An 18,120-nucleotide genomic window follows, 5' to 3' on the forward strand; every position below is an offset into this window, starting at 1 on the left:
CTCAGGTGCACGTGTTGTTGCCGCCGAGCCCGAGCAGTCCGCCCACCGACAGCATGCGGGTCGCCGCCACCGATGCCCAGGTCGTGCCGGACAGCAGCGCTTGGACGCGAATGGTGTTGCTCGCCCCCAGCAGTCCCCCGGTCAGGAGCGTTCCCAGCAGTCCCGACGAGATCGTCGAGGTGTACGTGTACGGGCCGGTGCCGCTCTGCGTCACGTTGGTGTTCGGCACCACCACATCGTTGATGGTGAACCGCTGCTGCGCGAGAAGGTAGGGCGACGTCCAGGTGATGGTGAAGCCGGTGAACGTTCCCAGCACGCTCGTGACCGTGCAGCTCGTGATCGCAGGCATGGGCACGGTGAACGCGGTGAACGTGCCCGAGGCGACGAACTCGGTGTCGGTGAACCGCGCATCGGTGGACTGCACCGTCGCGATCGTTCCACCGGCGACGAGCATCGACAGGCCCACGACACCGGCGAGCATGCGCCGTCTCCTCCCACCCCGCGACCGGATCCGCTCCCGCCCGCTCATGCGTCACCCTCCGGGATCTGCGCGCCGCGGCGGTCCCGCCGGCGCAGCACCACGAGTCCGATGCCGGCCACGGCCAACCCCACGCCCGCCCCGGTCGCCCACGGCGCGATCGTCCCGCCCGTGGCCGGGAGAGGATCGCCTCCGGGTCCGGTGACCACCGCCTCCCCCGCGCCCTGCGCGTGCACCCGCACATCGGTGATGCCGTCGTCGTCATCGGCGTCGAGAGTGATCCACAGTCGCAGGTGCGCGACGTCGGTGGAGGGGAATGCGGCGAGCGCGACCTCGGAACCGTCGCGCGGGATGCTCCACCCCGACTCGAGCTCCTCGGCCCCGCCCGGGCATCCGCTCTCCTGCCATTCCTGCATGCAGAGGGCCGCGTCGACCAGTAGCGGCGCGTCTCCGGCAGCGCTCACGGCGATCGTGACGGTGCCGGGATCGGGCGGGCTCGCACTCACCGCGACGTCCCACTGGACCGGCTCGCCGGGCAGCAGCCGCGAGGCCTGCGCCCAGTCGGCGACCGAGACGAGGCGCAGCACGCGCCCCTGGATCACCTCGGTCGTCGGAGCGGCCCACGCGGGGGCGGCAGCCAGGATGACGGGGGCGGCCGCGAGGATGCCGGCGGCGACGAGCACCGGCGGGAGGATCGCGAGTCGGCGCCTCATGTGAGCCCCTGCTCCTTGCGGGTCGCGGCCGATCCCGACCGCGGCCAGAACGCCCAGATCACGAGCACCGTGGCCCCCGCGGTGAGTCCTCCGAGCACCCACGGGTCGCCCATTCCGACGATCACGCTCGCGATGCCGGGGATCGAGAAGAGCACGGTCCGCACCGAGGTCACGGTGTAGGGGAAGGGGTCGTCGGTGGCGTTCGCGTCGCCGCGCATCGTGATGATGCGCTCGGACTCGCTCGCACCAGGTTCGACCGAGGTGACGCGGTGCGTGACGGGCAACTCGTCGTCGCGGTCGACCGTGACGACGTCTCCGACCTCGACCTGAGCGGCATCCACCCGCTGCACGACGGCCACGGATCCTGCGGGGATCGTCGGAGACATCGACCCGGTGCGGAACATGATGAGCGTGATGTTCGCGGTCACGGCGAGGATCACGAGCACGATGCACACGACCCCGGCCGCGGCGGCGATCCACAGGCCGAGGTCGCCGAGCATCCGTCCGATGCCGCCGCGGCGGCGGGGCACCGCGGGCGCCGGCACCATCGCGGGCGCGCCCGACGCGACGGCCCGCTCGCGCAGGCCCCGCCTCGTGGTCGGCGTGCTCATCACCCCTCCTCGCGTGGTCGACCGCTGCGGACGGTCAGGTGGATGTTCCCTGGATCTGCCACGTCTGCGTCATGGTGAGCCCCTGCGCGGCGTTGACCGCGGTCGTCGGAAGCGTCACGGCGACGCAGTAGTTCAGCTGGTTGCCGCCGTTCGCGGTCACCGCCTGGGGTACGGTGCCGGTCGCTGCGCCGTTCGTCGTCAGCGCCGACCCGTCGGCGACGACGATGGACGACGAGGCGGATGCCGCGGCGTACGTCGCGGCCGTGCACGACAGGCTCGGGGTCGCCGCGGTCGGCACCAGGCGCACCCCGTAGGTGAGGTACGCCGCGAGACCGGTACCCCCGGGGGTTCCGGCGGTCAACTGCAGCGTGCCCGCACCGGACGGGTTGGCCGTCTTGACGCTGAACAGTGCATACGTCGTCGTGCCGGGCACCATGGCCGTGGGCGCGACGGCGAAGCTCAGCGTCGCCGCAGCTCCCGTCGTCGCATGGCTCGAGAACGTGGCCCCGTCGGTCGCGCCGACGATGTCGAATCGTCCGGCGGTGAACGTCGCGGTCGCGTACTCGGAGTCGTTCCAGGCGGCGAGCGTCATGGCCGCGCCCACGCCGAAGACGAGTCCGCCCGCGAGGACGGCCCGTATCCGGCGGGAGCGCAGTCGCTTCGCCTCCCGCATCGCTCTGCGGGTCTGCATGACGGACTCAGCTCGTCGACGTCGCCGTGAACTTCCAGGTCGTCGTGGTCGCGACGCCCTGCTTCAGCGCCGTGCCGGCGGTCACCTTGAAGCACAGCTGAACGGCGGTTCCAGCGGTCGCGGCATCCGCTCCCTGCGTGAGCGTCATCGCGGTCACGCCGGTCTGCGCGTCCATCGTCGCCCCGGTCGCGACGGGGGTGCCGGTGGCGGATGCCGCGTTGCAGGTGGCACCGGGTGCGAGTTGGTACACCTGGTACGACAGGTTGCCGGAGTTCGTCGTCGCGGCGGCACCCGTCGTCGTGCCGGCGGCCGAGAGGCTCGCGCCCGTCGTCGTTCCGGGAGCGAGTCGCACCCAGAAGCCCGCGTAGACCGCGTCTCCCGGTGCCATGTTGCCGACGACGCCGGTGGGCAGCGTGAAGGCGAGCGTGGCCGCCGTTCCTCCGGTGTCGACGTTGTGGTCGCTGTAGTTGGCGCTCACGTCACCCGCGGTCGAGCCCTGCAGATTGAACGAGCCGGCGGTGAACGTGCCGGTCGCGAACTCGGAGTCGTTCCAGGCTGCGAGCGTCACCGCCACTCCGACGCCGAGCACGAGCCCGCCCGCCAGCACGGCCAGAGTCTTGCGCTTCCGATCCTTCGTAACCATGTGCGATTCCCCCTCAGGAATTCTTATCGGTCGCTCCGGTACGTCGTATGGCCACCCCTCAGAGGCCGCGCACCGTTGCGTTCCGGCCATCCTTCCCGAGACTGCACGGTCATTCAAGGTATCTTTCGCCTGCGATCCCGATCGTTGCGCGTTCGCGACCTGACGCGGATCGATAGTTGACGAACATCAACCACCGCCCTATAGTTGACGAAGTTCAACCATCTTCGTGCGCGCCAGAGCTGTCGCGGCATCCACTCTCCGACTGCGAAAGGTCCTGCATGTCCACGGACTCCGCTCCCGCCAAGATGACGCACCGCCAGGTGCTCGAGGCCCTCACCGGCCTCCTGCTCGGCATGTTCGTCTCGATGATCGCCACCACGGTCGTCTCGACGTCGATGCCCGTCATCGTCCACGACCTCGGTGGCGATCAGGCCGCCTACACCTGGGTCATCACCGCCACCCTGCTGACCACCGCGATCTCGACGCCGATCTGGGGGAAGCTCGCCGACCTGTTCAACCGCAAGCTGCTGATCCAGATCGCGATCATCATCTTCGTCGGCGCGACCGCCGCGGCCGGCTTCGCGCAGGACACGAACACCCTCATCGCCTTCCGCGCGATCCAGGGTCTCGGCGGCGGCGGACTCGCCGCCCTCAGCCAGGTCATCATGGCCGACATCATCAGCCCCCGCGAGCGCGGCCGGTACATGGGCCTCTTCGGCGCCGTCATGGCCGTCGCGACGGTCGGCGGACCACTGCTGGGCGGATGGATCACGGATGCCGCGAACTGGCGCTGGAACTTCTTCGTCTCCCTGCCGTTCGCCGTCGCCGCGCTGATCATCCTGCAGCGCACGCTGAAGATCTCGACCGAGCGCACCCGCAAGGCGTCGATCGACTACGTCGGCATCGTGCTGCTCTCGGCCGCCGTGTCGCTGATCCTCATCTGGATCACGAACGCCGGGTCGACCTTCGACTGGTGGAGCACCGAGACCGCACTCATGGTGGGCGGAGCCGTCGTCGCCGCGATCGCGTTCGTCATCGTCGAGCTGAAGGTGCGCGAGCCGCTGATCCCGCTCACGCTGTTCCGCGGACGCACGTTCACGCTCTCGGTCATCGCGTCGATCTCGATCGGCGTCGCGATGTTCGGCACCTCCGTCTACCTCGCGCAGTACATGCAGCTCTCGCGCGGCGCGACGCCCACCGAGGCGGGTCTCATGACGCTGCCGATGATGGCCGGACTGCTGATCTCCTCGATGGTGATCGGGCAGCTCGTCACGCGCTTCGGCAAGTGGAAGGGCTACCTGGTGCTCGGGGCCGTGCTGCTGATCGCCGGCTCCGTGCTGCTGTCGACACTGCACTACGACACGGACTTCGTGCTCGTCTCGATCTACATGTTCCTCATGGGTGCCGGCGTCGGCATGACGATGCAGAACCTCGTGCTGATCGTGCAGAACGTCGCGAAGCCCAGCGAGATGGGCGTCGCGAGCTCGGGCGTCACCTTCTTCCGCAGCCTCGGCGGCACCGTCGGCGTCTCGGTGATGGGTGCGGTGCTCGCGAACTCGCTCACCGGCCTGTTCGCCGACGGCAAGGAGCGCCTGGGCGCCGCGATCACGCAGCTCGGCGAGAAGGGCGCCGATGTCGCGGCGCAGCTCACCAGCGGCACGCTGCCCGAGGTGCGCCTGCTCCCCGAGCCCGTGCGCTCGATCATCGAGGACTTCTACGCTCAGGCGATCTCGCACGCCTTCGTCATCGGCATCCCGCTCGCCATCATCAGCCTCGTCGCGATCCTGTTCCTCCCGAACCGGCCGCTGACGACGATGACCACGAGCGAGCGAGCGTCGGCGGATGCCGCGGCCGACGGTGCCGGCGAGACGGCGATCGCCGACTCCGTCGCCCTCTCGGGTGCGGGGACCACCGGCTCCCTGACCGTCGTCGACGGCCGCGGCTCGACGGGAACGGCATCCGATGACCGCCACTGATCACCCGATCGACGCCTCGGAGGCGCGGACCGCTGCGGTCCGCGCCCTCGAGGCGGAGTTCAGCGATCTGATCACGCACTTCCGTCGCCTCATCCTGGAGAACGCGAACCGGGTGAGCCCCGGCATGCTCCCCGGGGCATACAAGGCGTTCACGACGATCGCACGCTGCGAGCAGGCGACCGTGTCGATGCTCGCCGAGCGGATGCTGATGGACAAGGGGCAGGCCAGCCGCACCGTCCGCGAGCTCGAAGACCTCGACCTCGTCGAGCGCACGGCCGATCCGACGGATCGCCGCTCGTCGATCCTGCGCCTCACGCCCCACGGCCAGGAGCGCCTCGCGCTCGCCCGCAAACCCCAGGAGGGGATGCTCATGCAGTCGCTCACCGACTGGGACATCGACGACATCGAGAGCCTCACCCGACTCCTGCACGCCCTCGCCTCCGGCGGGACGCCCGGCATGCCGACCGCCGCTCAGGGCTGAAGGACCGCCCGCGCCTCGGCGGCGATCTCGGCGGCGATCGTGTCGAGCAGTGCGGAGCGCAGGTTCCACTGCTGCCAGTAGAGCTGCACGCGCAGCGCCGGGGCGCCGAGGTGCACCAGCCCCGCGGCCTCCTGCACGGCCGGGACCATCCCCCATCCGAGCCCCAGTTCGACCGCGCGCGCGTAGTCGTGGGATGCCGGGACGTAGTGCCGCGGGATGCCCTCGGGCGAGACGCCCTGTGTGCGCAACCACTCGTGCTGCAGCGTGTCGCGGCGGTCGAAGTCCACGAAGGGCGCGACGGCGAGAGCAGCCGCCGTCACCCCGCCCGGGAACCATCGCTGCGCATACCCGGGGGCCGCGGCCGCCCGGTACTCGAGCACCCCGAGCGGCGAGACCGAGCAGCCCGCCACCGGGGCGCTCTCGCTGGTCACCGCGGCCATCACATCGCCGGACTCGAGCAGGCGGGCGGTGAAGTTCTGATCGTCGCGATGAAGATCGAAGTCGATGCCATGCCGCTCCGCGAGGCGAGCGAGCGGGGGCAGGAACCACGTCGCCATCGAGTCGGCGTTGACGGCCAGCGGGATGACGGGCCTGCTCGTCGGGATGCCGTCGTCGACACCGAGTCCGGTCAGGGCATCCTGCTCGAGCAGAGCGATTTGGCGAGCGAGGCGCACGACCGACTCCCCCGCCTCGGTGAGCCGCACGGGCTTGGTGCGCACGAGCAGGATGCGCCCCAGCTGCTGCTCCAGCGTCTTCACCCGCTGGCTGACCGCGGACGGGGTGATGCGCAGGGCGCGGGATGCTGCGTCGAGCGTTCCTTCGTCGGCGACGGCGGCGAGAGTGGCGGCCAGTTCGGGATCGATCCTCACATTAGCGATGCTAATGGTTCTGAAGGAATCTGCGCTGGCCCTTTATCGACGCGCTTTCTACGCTGAGACCATGCTCTCGGTGCTCTCCGGCCTCGGCCTCGGACTCTCCCTCATCGTCGCGATCGGCGCGCAGAACGTCTTCGTGCTGCGTCAGGGCATCCGCCGCGAGCACGTTCTCGCGGTCGTCGTGATCTGCGCGCTCTCGGATGCCGCGCTCATCATCGCCGGCGTCGCCGGGCTCGGATTCGTGATCGCCGCCGCCCCCTGGCTCGTCGTCGTCGCCCGCTGGGCCGGGGCGCTCTTCCTGCTGACCTACGGCCTGCTCGCCGCCCGTCGCGCCTGGCGCGGTGAGGGCCAGGCGCTGGATGCCTCCGAGCCCGCGGGCGAGACCGCCCCCACTGCGGGCGGCACGGCCACCGCGACGCGCACCGCCCTGGCGCCCGTGGTCCTCACCGTCCTCGCCCTCACCTGGCTGAACCCGCACGTGTACCTCGACACCGTGCTGATGCTCGGCTCGATCGCCGCGACGCACGGCGAGGAGCGCTGGCTCTTCGCCGCCGGCGCGGTGACGGCCAGCATCCTGTGGTTCACCGCTCTCGGCTTCGGCGCCCGCTACCTGGGCCGTTGGCTGCGGACGCCGCGCTCGTGGAGGATCCTCGACGCGCTCATCGCCGTCGTGATGATCGCCCTCGCCGTCAGCCTCGTGCTGCCCGTTCTGGGTTGAGGGCGCGCTCCCGGGTCAGATGCCGTCGAGGGGGCGCAGGATGCGCGTGAGGAAGCGCTGCGTGCGCTCGTGCTTCGGGGCGCTGAAGAGCTCGTCCGGCGGCCCCTGCTCGACCACCACGCCGCCGTCCATGAACAGCACGTGATCGGCGGCCTCGCGGGCGAAGCTCAGCTCGTGGGTGACGACGGCCATGGTCCAGCCCTCGTCGGCGAGCTCCTTGATCACCAGCAGCACCTCACCCACCAGCTCGGGGTCGAGCGCACTGGTCGGCTCGTCGAACAGCAGCAGGTCGGGCTTGAGAGCGAGTGCACGCACGATGCCGACACGCTGCTGCTGACCGCCCGAGAGCTGATGGGGTCGAGCATCCGCCTTGTCGGCGAGACCCACGCGGTCGAGCAGGGCCCGCGCCTCGGCCACGACCTCGGCCTTCGGGCGCCCCTGCACCCGCCACGGACCCTCGATCACGTTCTCGAGCACGGTGAGGTGCGGGAAGAGGTTGTGGTGCTGGAACACCATCGCCGAGCGGTCGCGCAGGGCGAGACGCTTCTGCTTCTGCACGCGCGGCTTCGGGCGAGCGTCCGGGGCGAAGTCGATGTCGGGTCCACCCGCGACGACGATCGTGCCGGCATCCGGGGTCTCGAGGCCGTTGAGCGCGCGCAGCACGGTCGTCTTGCCGGAGCCGCTGGGGCCGACGAGCACGACGACCTCGCCGCGGTGCAGCGTCAGATCGATGCCGCGGAGCACCTCGTTGTCGCCGAAGCTCTTGCGGAGGCCGCGGGCGGCGAGCAGCTCCTCGCCCTGCGGGGCCTGGGGCGGGAGTGCGATCGGGTCAGTGGGCGACACGGCTGTCGAGCCTCCTCTCGAGGGCGCTCTGGCCGAACGACAGCACGAGGCAGAACACCCAGTAGACCAGCGCCGCGGCGAGGTAGAGCACCATGAACTCGTAGGTGGTCGAGGCGATCTGCTGCGCCACCTTGAACAGCTCGGTCACGAGGATCAGCGACGCGAGCGAGGTGTCCTTCACGAGCGAGATGAACGTGTTCGACAGCGGAGGCACCGACACCCGCGCGGCCTGCGGCAGGACGATGCGGGTCAGCGTGCGGGTGCGGTTCATGCCCACCGTGTACGCGGCCTCCCACTGCCCCTGCGGCACGGAGAGGATCGCGGCACGCACGACCTCGGCGCCGTAGCCGCCGACGTTCAGCGACAGGGCGATGATCGCACTCGGCCAGGGATCGATCGTGATGCCGATCGAGGGCATGCCGTAGAAGATCACGAACAGCTGCACGAGCAGCGGGGTGCCGCGGATCACCGAGATGTAGAACCGGGCGATTCCCGAGACGATCGGGTTCACCGAGATCCGCATCAGGGCGACGCCGACCGCGATGAGGAGCCCCAGGGCGAACGACGCCAGCGCGAGCGGGACCGTCGCCGTCAGACCCGCCAGGGCGATCGGCCCGAGCGAGTCCAGGAACAGCTGCCAGGGGCTCTCCATCGGTTACTGCGAGACGTCTTCGCCGAAGTACTTCTCGCTGATCTCGGCGATCGTGCCGTCTGCGCGCAGCTCTTCGAGCGCGGCGTCGACGGCCTCGACGAGCGATTCCTTGTCCTTCGTGAAGGCGAAGGCCTGCTCGCCCGCCTCGTCGGTCTCGGCTGCGATCTTGAGGCCCGTGGGGCTGTTGGTCGTCTCGTAGTCGAGGAAGGTGAGCTTGTCGTTGATGGTCGCGTCGACGCGGCCCTGACGCAGCAGCTCGACGGCCTGCGCCCAGCCCTCGACGCCCTCGACCTTGGCGCCGGACTCCTCGGCGAGGTCCTTCCAGTTGCTCGTCAGCGACTGGGCGGTGGTCTTGCCCTCGAGGTCGGCGAACGACGAGATGGAGTCGTCGTCATCGGCGACCACGATCACGCCGGGCGAGACGGTGTACGGCGTGCTGAAGAGGTACTTCGCCGTGCGGTCGTCGTTGATCGTCACCTGGTTCGCGATCACGTCGAAGCGACCCGCGTCGAGCCCCGCGAAGATCGCGTCCCACTGGGTCTCCTCGAACTTGATCTCGAGGCCCAGCTTGTCGGCGACGGCCTCGATGATCTCGACGTCGTAGCCGGTGAGCTCGCCCGCGCCGTTGTCGTCATGGAAGCTGAAGGGGCGGTAGGTTCCCTCGGTGCCGACCGTGAGCGTGCCCTCCGTCGCGAGACCGAAGTCGGAGGATGCCGAGCTCTCGTCGCTCGACGTGCTGGCGGGCGTGCTCGAACCGCTGCAGGCGGTGAGTGCCGCGGCGGCGACGACGAGTGCGGTGATGGCGATGAGACGACGGGACATGAACCCTCCTGGGGCATAAGGTGCGCGGTGCGATTTTACGCGACCGCGGCGGGACTCCCCCACAGTACGTGGAGTCGAGGCGGTGGCGGGCCGGCGATGACGTTGCGTTGCGGTTTTGGTATATCGCGTGCGGATGCCGGGACGCAGAAACGCCCCCGGGCGGACCCGGGGGCGTTTCGGTGACTCAGCGTCAGATGGAGTTGACGTCCAGCGGGATGCCGGGGCCGAACGTGGTCGACACCGCACCCTTCTGGATGTAACGGCCCTTCGAGCTGGACGGCTTGAGGCGGACGATCTCCTCGAGCGCTGCGCCGATGTTCTCGTCGAGCTGCTCGGCGGTGAAGGAGGCCTTGCCGACGACGAAGTGCACGTTGGCGTGCTTGTCGACGCGGAACTCGATCTTTCCGCCCTTGATCTCCTCGACGGCCTTGGCCGTGTTCGGGGTCACGGTGCCGGTCTTCGGGTTCGGCATCAGGCCGCGCGGACCCAGGACCTTACCGAGACGACCGACCTGGCCCATGAGCTCCGGGGTGGAGACGGCCGCGTCGAACGCGGTCCAGCCGCCGGCGACCTTCTCGATGAGCTCGGCGCCGCCGACCTCATCGGCGCCCGCAGCGATCGCTGCCTCGGCCGCGGGGCCGGTGGCGAAGACGATGACGCGGGCGGTCTTGCCGGTGCCGTGGGGCAGGATGACGGTGCCGCGCACCATCTGGTCCGCCTTGCGGGGGTCGACCGAGAGCTTCAGCGCGACCTCGACGGTCGAGTCGAACTTCGACGAGCCGGTCTCCTTCGCGAGGGCGACTGCCTCGGTCGGGGTGTAGAAACGGTCTGCCTCGATCTTCTCGGCGGCAGCCTTGTAAGCCTTGGACTTAGCCATGATTATTCTCCTCAGCCCTCGACCGTGATGCCCATGGAACGGGCGGTTCCGGCGATGATCTTCGAGGCGGCCTCGATGTCGTTCGCGTTCAGGTCGGCCTGCTTCTGCTCGGCGATCTGACGGACCTGCTCCTTGGTGATCTTCGCGACCTTGACGGTGTGCGGGGTCGACGAGCCCTTGGGCACGCCGGCGGCCTTCTTGATGAGCTCCGCTGCGGGCGGGGTCTTCAGGATGAAGGTGAAGCTGCGGTCCTCGTAGACGGTGATCTCGACGGGGATGACGTTGCCGCGCTGCGACTCGGTCGCGGCGTTGTACGCCTTGCAGAACTCCATGATGTTGACGCCATGCTGACCGAGCGCGGGGCCGATCGGCGGCGCCGGGTTGGCTGCACCGGCGTTGATCTGAAGCTTGATCAGGCCGGTCACCTTCTTCTTCGGTGCCATTTCCTCTTCCTTTCCTCGAACGGATACCGGATGCATCCGCTCTCCCGCGATCCGGCGATTCCGGACAGCGGTGATGCTCGCGCGCACGCAGAAACGGCGCACAAACCATAGAAGTCTACCGGATGGATGCCGCCGCTCGCACCTCGCGCGACGCGCGGGTGTTCCCAGCCGGAAGTCGGATACGGATGCGAGGGTGAACGGGTCAGCCACCGCCACCTCGGCACGAGAGGTGGCAGGAGAAGGAGAGCACGAATGGGACTGTTCCGCCGCACGCCGAAGACCCCGACTCCCCCACCCGCACCGCGCGTCGAAGCCGCGCCGCCGACGACGGCGATGCCGATCGTCCGCGGCGACCTCGAGGTGGAACTGGCCGCCGAGCTCGACGGCGGTGCTCCGGTTCGCGGAGCCGCGTTCTCCGGCCGGGGTCTGCGCCTGCAGCATCCGCCCGAGGCGGAGTTCGCCGCAGCGCACGCGCAGACGTTCGCCGACGCCGTGCGGAACATCGACGGCATCACTCTCGACTACTCGGTCGAGAGTCTGCGCACGGTCGACGGCGTGCTCGGGAACTTCGAGGAACCCGGCAGCGACGCCGTGGCGGAGACCGTGCTCGCCGCCGGGTTCTACGTGGGCGAGGTGATGGTGCGCCAGCACGGCTACAGATGGGTGAAGACTCCGGAGGACGTGCCGCTCCGGGCTCCGTTCGACCTTCTCGTCGTCGGCCCGAAGGGCGACTATTCCAATCCGCTGAGCAAGGCGTTCAAGCGCGTGGAGAACGGCCCCGAGGACAGCGTCGCGTACTTCGTGGTCGCGATGGTCGCCGCGGCTGATCGCGACTAGCGACCGAACGCGGAACGCCCCGCCGGACGGACCGGCGGGGCGTTCTGCAGGAGGAGTTCCGGGTCAGATCATCTTCGTGACCTGGTCGAACGACAGCTCGACCGGGGTCTCGCGCTCGAAGAGCGAGACGAGGACCGTGAGCTTGCCGCTCTCGGGCTTGATCTCGCTGATCGAACCGGGAAGGCCCGCGAACGAACCCTCCTTGATCGTGATCGTCTCGCCGACCTCGAAGTCGACCTCTGCCGGCAGCGGGCGGGCGACGGCGACGCCGCCCTTCGACGCGATGTTCTTGGCGGTCGGCACGTCCTTGACCTCGACGAGCGACTTCAGCATGTTGAAGGCCTCTTCGAAGCGCAGCGGCGTGGGGTTGTGGGCGTTGCCCACGAAGCCCGTGACACCCGGGGTGTGGCGCACGACCGACCAGGTGTCTTCCGTGAGCTCCATGCGCACGAGCACGTAGCCGGGGATGCGCACGCGGGTGACCATCTTGCGCTGGCCGTTCTTGATCTCGACGACGTCCTCCATCGGGACCTCGACCTGGTAGATCTCGTCCTCGACCTCGAGCGTCGACTTGCGCTGCTCGATGTTCGCCTTGACCTTGCGCTCGAAGCCCGCGTACGAGTGGATGACGTACCACTTGCCGGGAAGCATCCGCAGGTCGAGGCGGAACGCCTCGTAGGGGTCTTCCTCGGAGTCCTCGTCGTCCTCATCGGCCTCGACGTCGGCGGCGGGACGGTCTTCCTCACCGTTCACGTCGGGCCCGTCGTAGGGGGTGACCTCGTCGGCCTCGGCGGCCTCGAGCTTGGCCGTCTCTTCGGCCACTGCGTCGTTCAGGACCTCGGCGGCGGCTTCGGACTCCGCTGCCTCGTCCAGGTTGAGAGCGTCGTTCACGATCGCGTCCGCCTCCGGGTCTTCGATTTCGATGTCGTCGTCGGTGTCATCGCCGTCTTCGTCCTCGACGTGCACGGCCACGTGCTCCGCCGACTCGGATGCGCGCTCTTCCGCGGCGAGGATGTTGCCCTCCTGGGCCTCGTCCTCTTCGCTGGACTGCTCTGCGGCAGGTGCCCAGTCGGCGTCGTCGGAATATCGTTCAGACACGTTGCTTCTTTCCACTCACCGCGGCGAGAGCCGTGGAGACTTGTCGGTCAGCCTGCGGCGCGAGCCGCGGGGGTGTCATCAGCCGGGGATACCGAACACGTAGTGCGTCACGAACGCGAAGAACGTGTCGAGGCCGTAGACGATACCCATCACGATCAGGACGAAGACGAGCACGACCGCGGTGAACTTGAACAGCTCTTTGCGGGTCGGTGTGACGACCTTGCGCAGTTCGGAGATGACCTGGCGGATGAACAGGGCGATGCTTCCGAAGAACCGGGAGAAGGGGTTGCCCTTCTTCTCGCGGGCGGCGCCAGCCGCGATGACCTCGCCGCGCGGTTCGTCCTGACTCATCCTGAATGTACCTTTCGTGTGTCAGCGTGCGCTGACGCGCAGGGCGGACAGGAATCGAACCTGCAACCTGCGGTTTTGGAGACCGCTGCTCTGCCAATTGAGCTACCGCCCTAGAGACCGGGAGGTCTCGGGGTGTTCCCACATCCTTTCACGGAATGACTCGGAGTGACCCGGGGCACGGCGAAAGAATGCAGAGAACAAACTGCTCCCCCAGTGTACGGCATCCGACGTCGCCCGCCGAACCGGGGCGACGTCGGCGCCCTCTTGTAGGCTTCGATGCGGGGAATCTCTGGGAGGGGTGTCGATGACAGCGGATGTGCAGCAGTTCCAGGTCGATCTGCGCGGCGTCGTCGACCTTCTGAGCCGCCACATCTACTCCAGCCCCCGGGTCTATCTGCGCGAGCTGCTGCAGAACGCCCGTGACGCGATCACCGCCCGACGAGAGGTCGACGGCGGGGGCGGACGGATCCGCATCACCCCGCTCACCGCCGAGAACGGCGAGTTCGTGCTGCGCGACGACGGCGTGGGACTCACGCTCACCGAGGTCGCGGACCTGCTCGCCACCGTCGGCCGCAGCTCCAAGCGCGACATCTTCGACCTGCCCCGCAGCGACTACCTCGGCCAGTTCGGGATCGGCCTGCTCAGCTGCTTCATGGTCGCCGACACCATCGTCATCCGCTCCCGCAGCGCGAAGGGCGGGGCGTCGGTCGAGTGGACGGGCAGCTCGGACGGCACCTTCCACGTCGCCGAGATCGACGAGGAGCTGCCGATCGGCACGAGCGTGCACCTCGTGCCGCGCTTCGACGCGGGCGACCTGCTGCGCCCCGCCGCGGTGAACGAGCTCGCGACCGCCTTCGGCGAGTTCCTCCCCGTGCGGGTCACGATCGACTCCGGCGCGGGCGACATCGACATCACGCACCCGGCCCCGTTCCTCGACGGCACCCCCGAAACCGCCGTGCAGTACGGCCGCGAACTGCTCGGCGCGGCGCCCCTCGACGTCATCGAGCTGCACGAGCCGGCCACCGGCACCCGCGGACTCGCCTACGTGCTGCCCTTCGCTCCTCCTCCCGGCGCACGGCAGGCCACGCGCATGTACCTCGGCCGGATGCTCCTCTCGGAGCGCGCCGCCGACGTGCTCCCCGACTGGGCGTTCTTCGTCAGAGCGGTCGTCGACTCCACCGGGCTCGCGCCCACCGCGAGCCGCGAATCGCTCGTCGAGGACGCGGCACTCGAACGCGTGCGCGAACAGCTCGGCGCCGGCATCCGCCGCTGGATCCTCGAGCTCGGTCTGCGCGAGCCGCACCGGCTGGCCCAGTTCGTCGCGATCCACGAGCTCGGGCTCAAGTCGCTCGTGCGCCACGACGAGGAACTGGCCCGGTTCATCACCCGGTGGCTGACCGTCGAGACGACCCACGGCACGATGCAGCTGGGCGACCTCGTCGAACGCTACCCGCACGTGCGCTACGCGTCGTCGGTCGACGAGTTCCGCCAGGTCGCCGGCATCTCGCCGGCATCCGAGGTGCTCGTCAACGGCGGCTACCTCTACGACGCCGACCTCGTGCGCATGCTGCCGGACCTCTACCCCGCCGTGACGATCGAGAAGGTCGACGTCGCCGGTGAACTCGACCGGCTCGACCCTCCGCCGCTCGACGACCGCGACGCCGCCGTCGCCCTCGAGGCCAGGGCGAGCGCCGTGCTCGCGGCCTCGTCGTGCGCGGTCGTGGTGCGATCGATCGACCGCCCCGACCTGACCGGCCTGTACGTCGCCGATCCCGACGTGCTGCGTGCGATCGACCGCGGCCGCACGAAGGGCATCACCGGCTCGCTCTGGGGCGGTGTGCTCGACAAGATCGACCAGACGCTGTCTTCCGCCCGCGACGACGACCTGAGCGCGCGCCTGTGCCTGAACTGGTCGAACCGCGTCGTGCGCGCCCTGGTCCGCGTCGATGACGACGCCGTGTTCGCGCGCACCCTCCAACTGCTGTACATCCAGGCCCTGCTCGCCGGGCACCACCCGCTCAGCGATGCCGACCGCACGCTGATGACCACCGCTCTCGGCGACCTCGTCTCGCTCTCGGCCGGTCTCGAAGAGGACGCGTTCCCCTTCGAGGGCACCGCCGACGGGCCCACCCGCTGATTCCCGCACCGAGGAGATGTCCATGACCCGTCCGAAGAAGCGCTTCTCGCAGCTCATCGAAGAGATCGACCGCACGCCCTGGGGCCCCGCCGAGCAGACGCTCGTGGCCGAGGCGGTCGCCCTCGCGCAGGAGATCGGCGACGAGCAGCTCGAGTACCAGGCGCGCATGCGGCAGACCGCGTCGGCGAACATGAACGGCGCGACCGACGTCATGCTCAACTCCTTCGCCTGGTGCCTCGCCCGCCACGACGCCGACCCCGGCCGGTTCCCCGCCGACCTCGAGTACGGCGGTGCCGACCTGATGTGGCAGTTCAAGTGGATGGCGTCGTCGCTGCGCTCCTCCCCCGCGTTCTCGCAGGAGCAGATCGCCGCGGTGCTCGACGACATGGAGACCCACTACCGCGCGGCCGACCTCGGACTCAGCGGCGTGCTCACCGCCCGCTTCGAAGACGCGTGGGACGCGGGACGCATCGACGATGCCGAGGCCCTGCGCGTGCAGCTCGAGGCGACCCCGCGCGATGACCACAGCCACTGCGACGCCTGCGGGCGCAGCCAGTTCGCCGGGTTCTTCGCCGAGACGGATCGGGATGCCGACGCCATCCGCCTCGTCGAAGAGATGATCGAGGGCGGCTTCTCGTGCGGCGAGGAACCCGAGCACGCCCTCTCGCGCGTGCTGGTGCCGTACCTGCGCAACGGGCGGGGCGAAGAGGCCAAGACCGCGCACCTGCGCAGCTACCGGCTCGCGAAGGACAACCCCGACAACCTCCGCATCGTCGCGAACAACATCGTCTTCACCGCGATCACCGGCAATGAGGCGCGCGCACTGTCGCTCGTCGAACGGCACATCGGCTGGCTCGCGCACGACGGACTCAACGTCGACGCGCACTTCGCCGCCCTCGCCGCGTTCGCCGTCGCGCTCGACCGTGTCGCCGCGACCGGCCACGGTGAGACCCCGGTGCGGGGAGCGGATGCCGCGGCCCTCGTGCCGTTCTTCGGACCGCATGACGGCCCCTGGAGCGCCGCCGACCTCGCCGCAGCCGCCTGGGCGACGGCCGAGCGCCTCGGTGCGGAGTTCGACCGCCGCGACGGTACCGACGGTCACGCCCGCGCGCTCGAGCGGATGCGCGCGCTCGGAACCGAGAGCTACGACGTGCCGATCCGCTCGGATGCCTTCGTCGCACAGCCCGCCACCGTCGATCCGACGGACGCCGACGGCTGGTACGAGCGCGCGATGCAGCTCGCCCAGTACGGCGACGAGCAGGGCACCCTCGCCGCGCTCCCGCACGCCCTCGAGGTCGCCGACCCCGAGAAGCGCGCGCAGCTGCTGTCGATGCGCCTCGGCATCCTCGTCGCGCTCGATCGCGCCGAGGAGGCGTGGCCGGTGCTTCCCGAGCGCATCGCCGCCCTGCGCGCGGCGGGGAAGGCCGAGCAGGCCGATCTCGAGGAGCGCCTCGGGCTCGCGACCTTCGGCCTCGCCACCCCCGAGGATGCCGCTGCCCTCGACCGCGAGCTCGCCGACGCCGCGGCTCTTCCGGCGTGGTCGCGGGGAGATCTCGCCCTGAGCCGGGCATCGCTGCACCTGCGCGGCGACGACGCCGACGCCGCGCTGAACCTCGCCGAGCAGGCGGCGCGCGCATTCGCGGAAGCCGAGGACGCCCGCCTGTCGAACACGACGACGCTCGTCGCGATCTCGGCGTTGCTGCACAAGGGCGACACCGAAGCGGCATCCGCTCTGCTCGACCGACTGATCGCGCAGGACGACCTCAGCACGGGCCACCGCGCGCACGCGCTCGAGACGCGGGCCCGCATCCGTGGCGGCAGCGGCGACTTCGCCGAGGGCGCTGCCGATGCCGACGAGGTCTGCCGCCTGATCGCGGGCCTCGGGGCCACCCGTGCACTCGGCTCGGCGCACCTGCTCGCGGGCGCACTGTGGGAGGACGCCGGCGAGCCCGAGAAGGCCGTCGCGCGGTTCCGGGTGCTCGCGCGCATCGCCGCACAGGAAGGAGCGGATGCCACGGGCGCCGACTTCCGCCTCGCGCGCGCGATGCTCGCGGCCGGCGATGCGGAGGAGGCCGCCGAGCTGTTCGGTACCGTCCTCGAGCGCGAGGAGAAAGCCGAGGTCGAACCCGCCTCGCGCGCCGCCACGGCGATGCTGCTCGCCCGCTCGCTCGCCACGGCGGGAGAGTTCGGTCAGGCGGTCGGCGCGTACGGCTACGCCGCCGACCTGTTCGGCCAGGGCGAGGAGTACGCGGATCAGGCCAGCGCCATGAGCGAGCAGGCCAAGATCCTCGCCCGCTTCGACGAGAACGACGATGCGCTCGCGCTGCTCGAATCGGCCGCCGACATCGTGCGTCGCGCACCCGACGCCGTGGGCGTCATGGCCGATGTGCTGCACAACCTCGGACAGGCCTACGGCGGGCGCGGCGACGAGCGGGCGTTCGCGCTCTTCGACGAGGTCGCAGCCCTCGCGACCGAGCACGAGGCCGACTGGCTGCGCGCGGATGTCACGGACTCCCGCGGGCGCGCGCTCGCCCAGCTCGGACGGATCGACGAGTCCGTCGCCGCCGCACTCACCGCCGCCGACGCCTTCGCGACCATCGGAGACAACGGCTCCGCCGGGGGCTCGGAGCTGTTCGCGGCCCGCGTGCTCGTCTCGAACGAGCGCGGTTCCGATGCGGTAGCCGTGTACCGCAGTGCGATCGAGCACGGGGCGGAGTTCCCGCAGCTGCGCCAGGTCGCGGCCCTCGAACTCGGCGACGTGCTCGAGGGGCTCGGCCGTCACGGCGAGGCCGCCGAGGTGCGGGCACTCGTCGAGAGCTGAGTCTCTCGCGGCGGGCCCTTCGACAGGCTCAGGGACCCAGGTTCCTGGACCCC

General features: G+C 69.8%; 19 protein-coding genes and 1 tRNA gene. 6 read left to right on the forward strand and 14 right to left on the reverse strand.

What is annotated here, in order from left to right; all coding sequences use genetic code 11:
* Position 1 precedes the first annotated feature (1 nt).
* From KZC52_RS15915 to KZC52_RS15935, 5 genes are read right to left on the reverse strand one after another with little or no spacing between them, the layout of a single operon-like run.
* Positions 2-481 carry a hypothetical protein gene (locus KZC52_RS15915; protein WP_247625114.1) on the reverse strand — a complete coding sequence of 160 codons (480 nt, stop codon included), beginning with the start codon at positions 479-481 and terminating at the stop codon, positions 2-4.
* A gap of 44 nt (positions 482-525) precedes the next feature.
* Complete coding sequence (locus KZC52_RS15920) at positions 526-1,191, reverse strand: LAVTG motif-containing sortase-dependent surface protein (protein ID WP_247625115.1); 666 nt, start codon at positions 1,189-1,191, stop codon at positions 526-528.
* Entirely contained in the window at positions 1,188-1,802 is a 615-nt protein-coding gene (locus KZC52_RS15925; protein ID WP_247625116.1) for a signal peptidase I, read from the reverse strand. The genes KZC52_RS15920 and KZC52_RS15925 overlap by 4 nt, the downstream gene beginning before the upstream one ends.
* Before the next feature lie 34 nt (positions 1,803-1,836).
* Positions 1,837-2,493 (reverse strand): SipW-dependent-type signal peptide-containing protein, encoded by a 657-nt coding sequence (locus tag KZC52_RS15930; RefSeq protein ID WP_247625117.1) that lies wholly within the window; start codon positions 2,491-2,493, stop codon positions 1,837-1,839.
* Positions 2,494-2,500: 7 nt separating this feature from the next.
* Entirely contained in the window at positions 2,501-3,136 is a 636-nt protein-coding gene (locus KZC52_RS15935; RefSeq protein ID WP_247625118.1) for a SipW-dependent-type signal peptide-containing protein, read from the reverse strand.
* Between the two features lie 278 nt (positions 3,137-3,414).
* Between KZC52_RS15935 and KZC52_RS15940 the strand changes: the two genes are divergently transcribed.
* Both KZC52_RS15940 and KZC52_RS15945 read left to right on the forward strand, forming a co-directional pair.
* Positions 3,415-5,112: an MDR family MFS transporter gene (locus tag KZC52_RS15940; protein ID WP_247625119.1), complete on the forward strand. Its 1,698-nt coding sequence runs from the start codon at positions 3,415-3,417 to the stop codon at positions 5,110-5,112.
* Entirely contained in the window at positions 5,099-5,593 is a 495-nt protein-coding gene (locus tag KZC52_RS15945) for a MarR family winged helix-turn-helix transcriptional regulator (protein ID WP_247625120.1), read from the forward strand. The genes KZC52_RS15940 and KZC52_RS15945 overlap by 14 nt, the downstream gene beginning before the upstream one ends.
* Here the strand turns inward: KZC52_RS15945 and KZC52_RS15950 are convergent.
* On the reverse strand, positions 5,584-6,462 hold the full coding sequence (locus KZC52_RS15950; protein ID WP_247625121.1) for a LysR family transcriptional regulator ArgP: 879 nt from the start codon (positions 6,460-6,462) through the stop codon (positions 5,584-5,586). The genes KZC52_RS15945 and KZC52_RS15950 overlap by 10 nt on opposite strands.
* 70 nt (positions 6,463-6,532) lie before the next feature.
* On the opposite strand from KZC52_RS15950, the gene KZC52_RS15955 reads away from it, so the two are divergent.
* Positions 6,533-7,186 (forward strand): LysE/ArgO family amino acid transporter, encoded by a 654-nt coding sequence (locus KZC52_RS15955; RefSeq protein WP_247625122.1) that lies wholly within the window; start codon positions 6,533-6,535, stop codon positions 7,184-7,186.
* Between the two features lie 15 nt (positions 7,187-7,201).
* Here KZC52_RS15955 and KZC52_RS15960 read toward each other — a convergent pair whose 3' ends face one another.
* From KZC52_RS15960 to rplK, 5 genes are all read right to left on the reverse strand, one after another.
* Positions 7,202-8,029 (reverse strand): amino acid ABC transporter ATP-binding protein, encoded by an 828-nt coding sequence (locus tag KZC52_RS15960; protein ID WP_308194267.1) that lies wholly within the window; start codon positions 8,027-8,029, stop codon positions 7,202-7,204.
* Complete coding sequence (locus tag KZC52_RS15965) at positions 8,016-8,681, reverse strand: amino acid ABC transporter permease (protein WP_247625123.1); 666 nt, start codon at positions 8,679-8,681, stop codon at positions 8,016-8,018. The genes KZC52_RS15960 and KZC52_RS15965 overlap by 14 nt, the downstream gene beginning before the upstream one ends.
* Before the next feature lie 3 nt (positions 8,682-8,684).
* The gene (locus KZC52_RS15970; RefSeq protein ID WP_247625124.1) at positions 8,685-9,503 is read right to left on the reverse strand and encodes an amino acid ABC transporter substrate-binding protein; all 819 of its coding nucleotides are present in this window, start codon (positions 9,501-9,503) and stop codon (positions 8,685-8,687) included.
* A gap of 190 nt (positions 9,504-9,693) precedes the next feature.
* Entirely contained in the window at positions 9,694-10,380 is a 687-nt protein-coding gene (rplA, locus tag KZC52_RS15975) for a 50S ribosomal protein L1 (protein WP_247625125.1), read from the reverse strand.
* Between the two features lie 11 nt (positions 10,381-10,391).
* On the reverse strand, positions 10,392-10,823 hold the full coding sequence (gene rplK / locus KZC52_RS15980; RefSeq protein WP_247625126.1) for a 50S ribosomal protein L11: 432 nt from the start codon (positions 10,821-10,823) through the stop codon (positions 10,392-10,394).
* A 252-nt stretch (positions 10,824-11,075) separates the two neighbouring features.
* Between rplK and KZC52_RS15985 the strand changes: the two genes are divergently transcribed.
* A complete protein-coding gene (locus KZC52_RS15985; protein ID WP_247625127.1) occupies positions 11,076-11,660 on the forward strand; it encodes a hypothetical protein in 585 nt (194 codons plus the stop codon).
* Between the two features lie 63 nt (positions 11,661-11,723).
* On the opposite strand, the gene nusG is transcribed toward KZC52_RS15985, so the two are convergent.
* The 3 genes from nusG to KZC52_RS16000 form a co-directional block, all read right to left on the reverse strand.
* A complete protein-coding gene (gene nusG, locus KZC52_RS15990; protein ID WP_247625128.1) occupies positions 11,724-12,758 on the reverse strand; it encodes a transcription termination/antitermination protein NusG in 1,035 nt (344 codons plus the stop codon).
* A 78-nt stretch (positions 12,759-12,836) separates the two neighbouring features.
* Complete coding sequence (gene secE, locus KZC52_RS15995; RefSeq protein ID WP_247625129.1) at positions 12,837-13,109, reverse strand: preprotein translocase subunit SecE; 273 nt, start codon at positions 13,107-13,109, stop codon at positions 12,837-12,839.
* A gap of 39 nt (positions 13,110-13,148) precedes the next feature.
* Positions 13,149-13,221: transfer RNA gene (locus tag KZC52_RS16000), tRNA-Trp, on the reverse strand.
* Between the two features lie 192 nt (positions 13,222-13,413).
* Between KZC52_RS16000 and KZC52_RS16005 the strand changes: the two genes are divergently transcribed.
* Both KZC52_RS16005 and KZC52_RS16010 read left to right on the forward strand, forming a co-directional pair.
* Positions 13,414-15,246 (forward strand): HSP90 family protein, encoded by a 1,833-nt coding sequence (locus tag KZC52_RS16005; RefSeq protein WP_247625130.1) that lies wholly within the window; start codon positions 13,414-13,416, stop codon positions 15,244-15,246.
* Between the two features lie 22 nt (positions 15,247-15,268).
* Positions 15,269-18,067, forward strand: a complete 2,799-nt coding sequence (locus tag KZC52_RS16010; RefSeq protein WP_247625131.1) for a hypothetical protein — start codon at positions 15,269-15,271, stop codon at positions 18,065-18,067.
* Positions 18,068-18,120: the final 53 nt, after the last annotated feature.

Source organism: Microbacterium galbinum (assembly GCF_023091225.1).
Lineage (GTDB): Bacteria > Actinomycetota > Actinomycetes > Actinomycetales > Microbacteriaceae > Microbacterium > Microbacterium galbinum.

Bases quoted from the DNA above. Each gene is read 5' to 3' on its own strand.
- KZC52_RS15915 (WP_247625114.1), bottom strand. From the start codon at position 481: ATGCTCGCCGGTGTCGTGGGCCTGTCGATGCTCGTCGCCGGTGGAACG.
- KZC52_RS15920 (WP_247625115.1), bottom strand. From the start codon at position 1,191: ATGAGGCGCCGACTCGCGATCCTCCCGCCGGTGCTCGTCGCCGCCGGC.
- KZC52_RS15925 (WP_247625116.1), bottom strand. From the start codon at position 1,802: ATGAGCACGCCGACCACGAGGCGGGGCCTGCGCGAGCGGGCCGTCGCG.
- KZC52_RS15930 (WP_247625117.1), bottom strand. From the start codon at position 2,493: ATGCAGACCCGCAGAGCGATGCGGGAGGCGAAGCGACTGCGCTCCCGC.
- KZC52_RS15935 (WP_247625118.1), bottom strand. From the start codon at position 3,136: ATGGTTACGAAGGATCGGAAGCGCAAGACTCTGGCCGTGCTGGCGGGC.
- KZC52_RS15940 (WP_247625119.1), top strand. From the start codon at position 3,415: ATGTCCACGGACTCCGCTCCCGCCAAGATGACGCACCGCCAGGTGCTC.
- KZC52_RS15945 (WP_247625120.1), top strand. From the start codon at position 5,099: ATGACCGCCACTGATCACCCGATCGACGCCTCGGAGGCGCGGACCGCT.
- KZC52_RS15955 (WP_247625122.1), top strand. From the start codon at position 6,533: ATGCTCTCGGTGCTCTCCGGCCTCGGCCTCGGACTCTCCCTCATCGTC.
- KZC52_RS15965 (WP_247625123.1), bottom strand. From the start codon at position 8,681: ATGGAGAGCCCCTGGCAGCTGTTCCTGGACTCGCTCGGGCCGATCGCC.
- KZC52_RS15970 (WP_247625124.1), bottom strand. From the start codon at position 9,503: ATGTCCCGTCGTCTCATCGCCATCACCGCACTCGTCGTCGCCGCCGCG.
- rplA (WP_247625125.1), bottom strand. From the start codon at position 10,380: ATGGCTAAGTCCAAGGCTTACAAGGCTGCCGCCGAGAAGATCGAGGCA.
- rplK (WP_247625126.1), bottom strand. From the start codon at position 10,823: ATGGCACCGAAGAAGAAGGTGACCGGCCTGATCAAGCTTCAGATCAAC.
- KZC52_RS15985 (WP_247625127.1), top strand. From the start codon at position 11,076: ATGGGACTGTTCCGCCGCACGCCGAAGACCCCGACTCCCCCACCCGCA.
- secE (WP_247625129.1), bottom strand. From the start codon at position 13,109: ATGAGTCAGGACGAACCGCGCGGCGAGGTCATCGCGGCTGGCGCCGCC.
- KZC52_RS16005 (WP_247625130.1), top strand. From the start codon at position 13,414: ATGACAGCGGATGTGCAGCAGTTCCAGGTCGATCTGCGCGGCGTCGTC.
- KZC52_RS16010 (WP_247625131.1), top strand. From the start codon at position 15,269: ATGACCCGTCCGAAGAAGCGCTTCTCGCAGCTCATCGAAGAGATCGAC.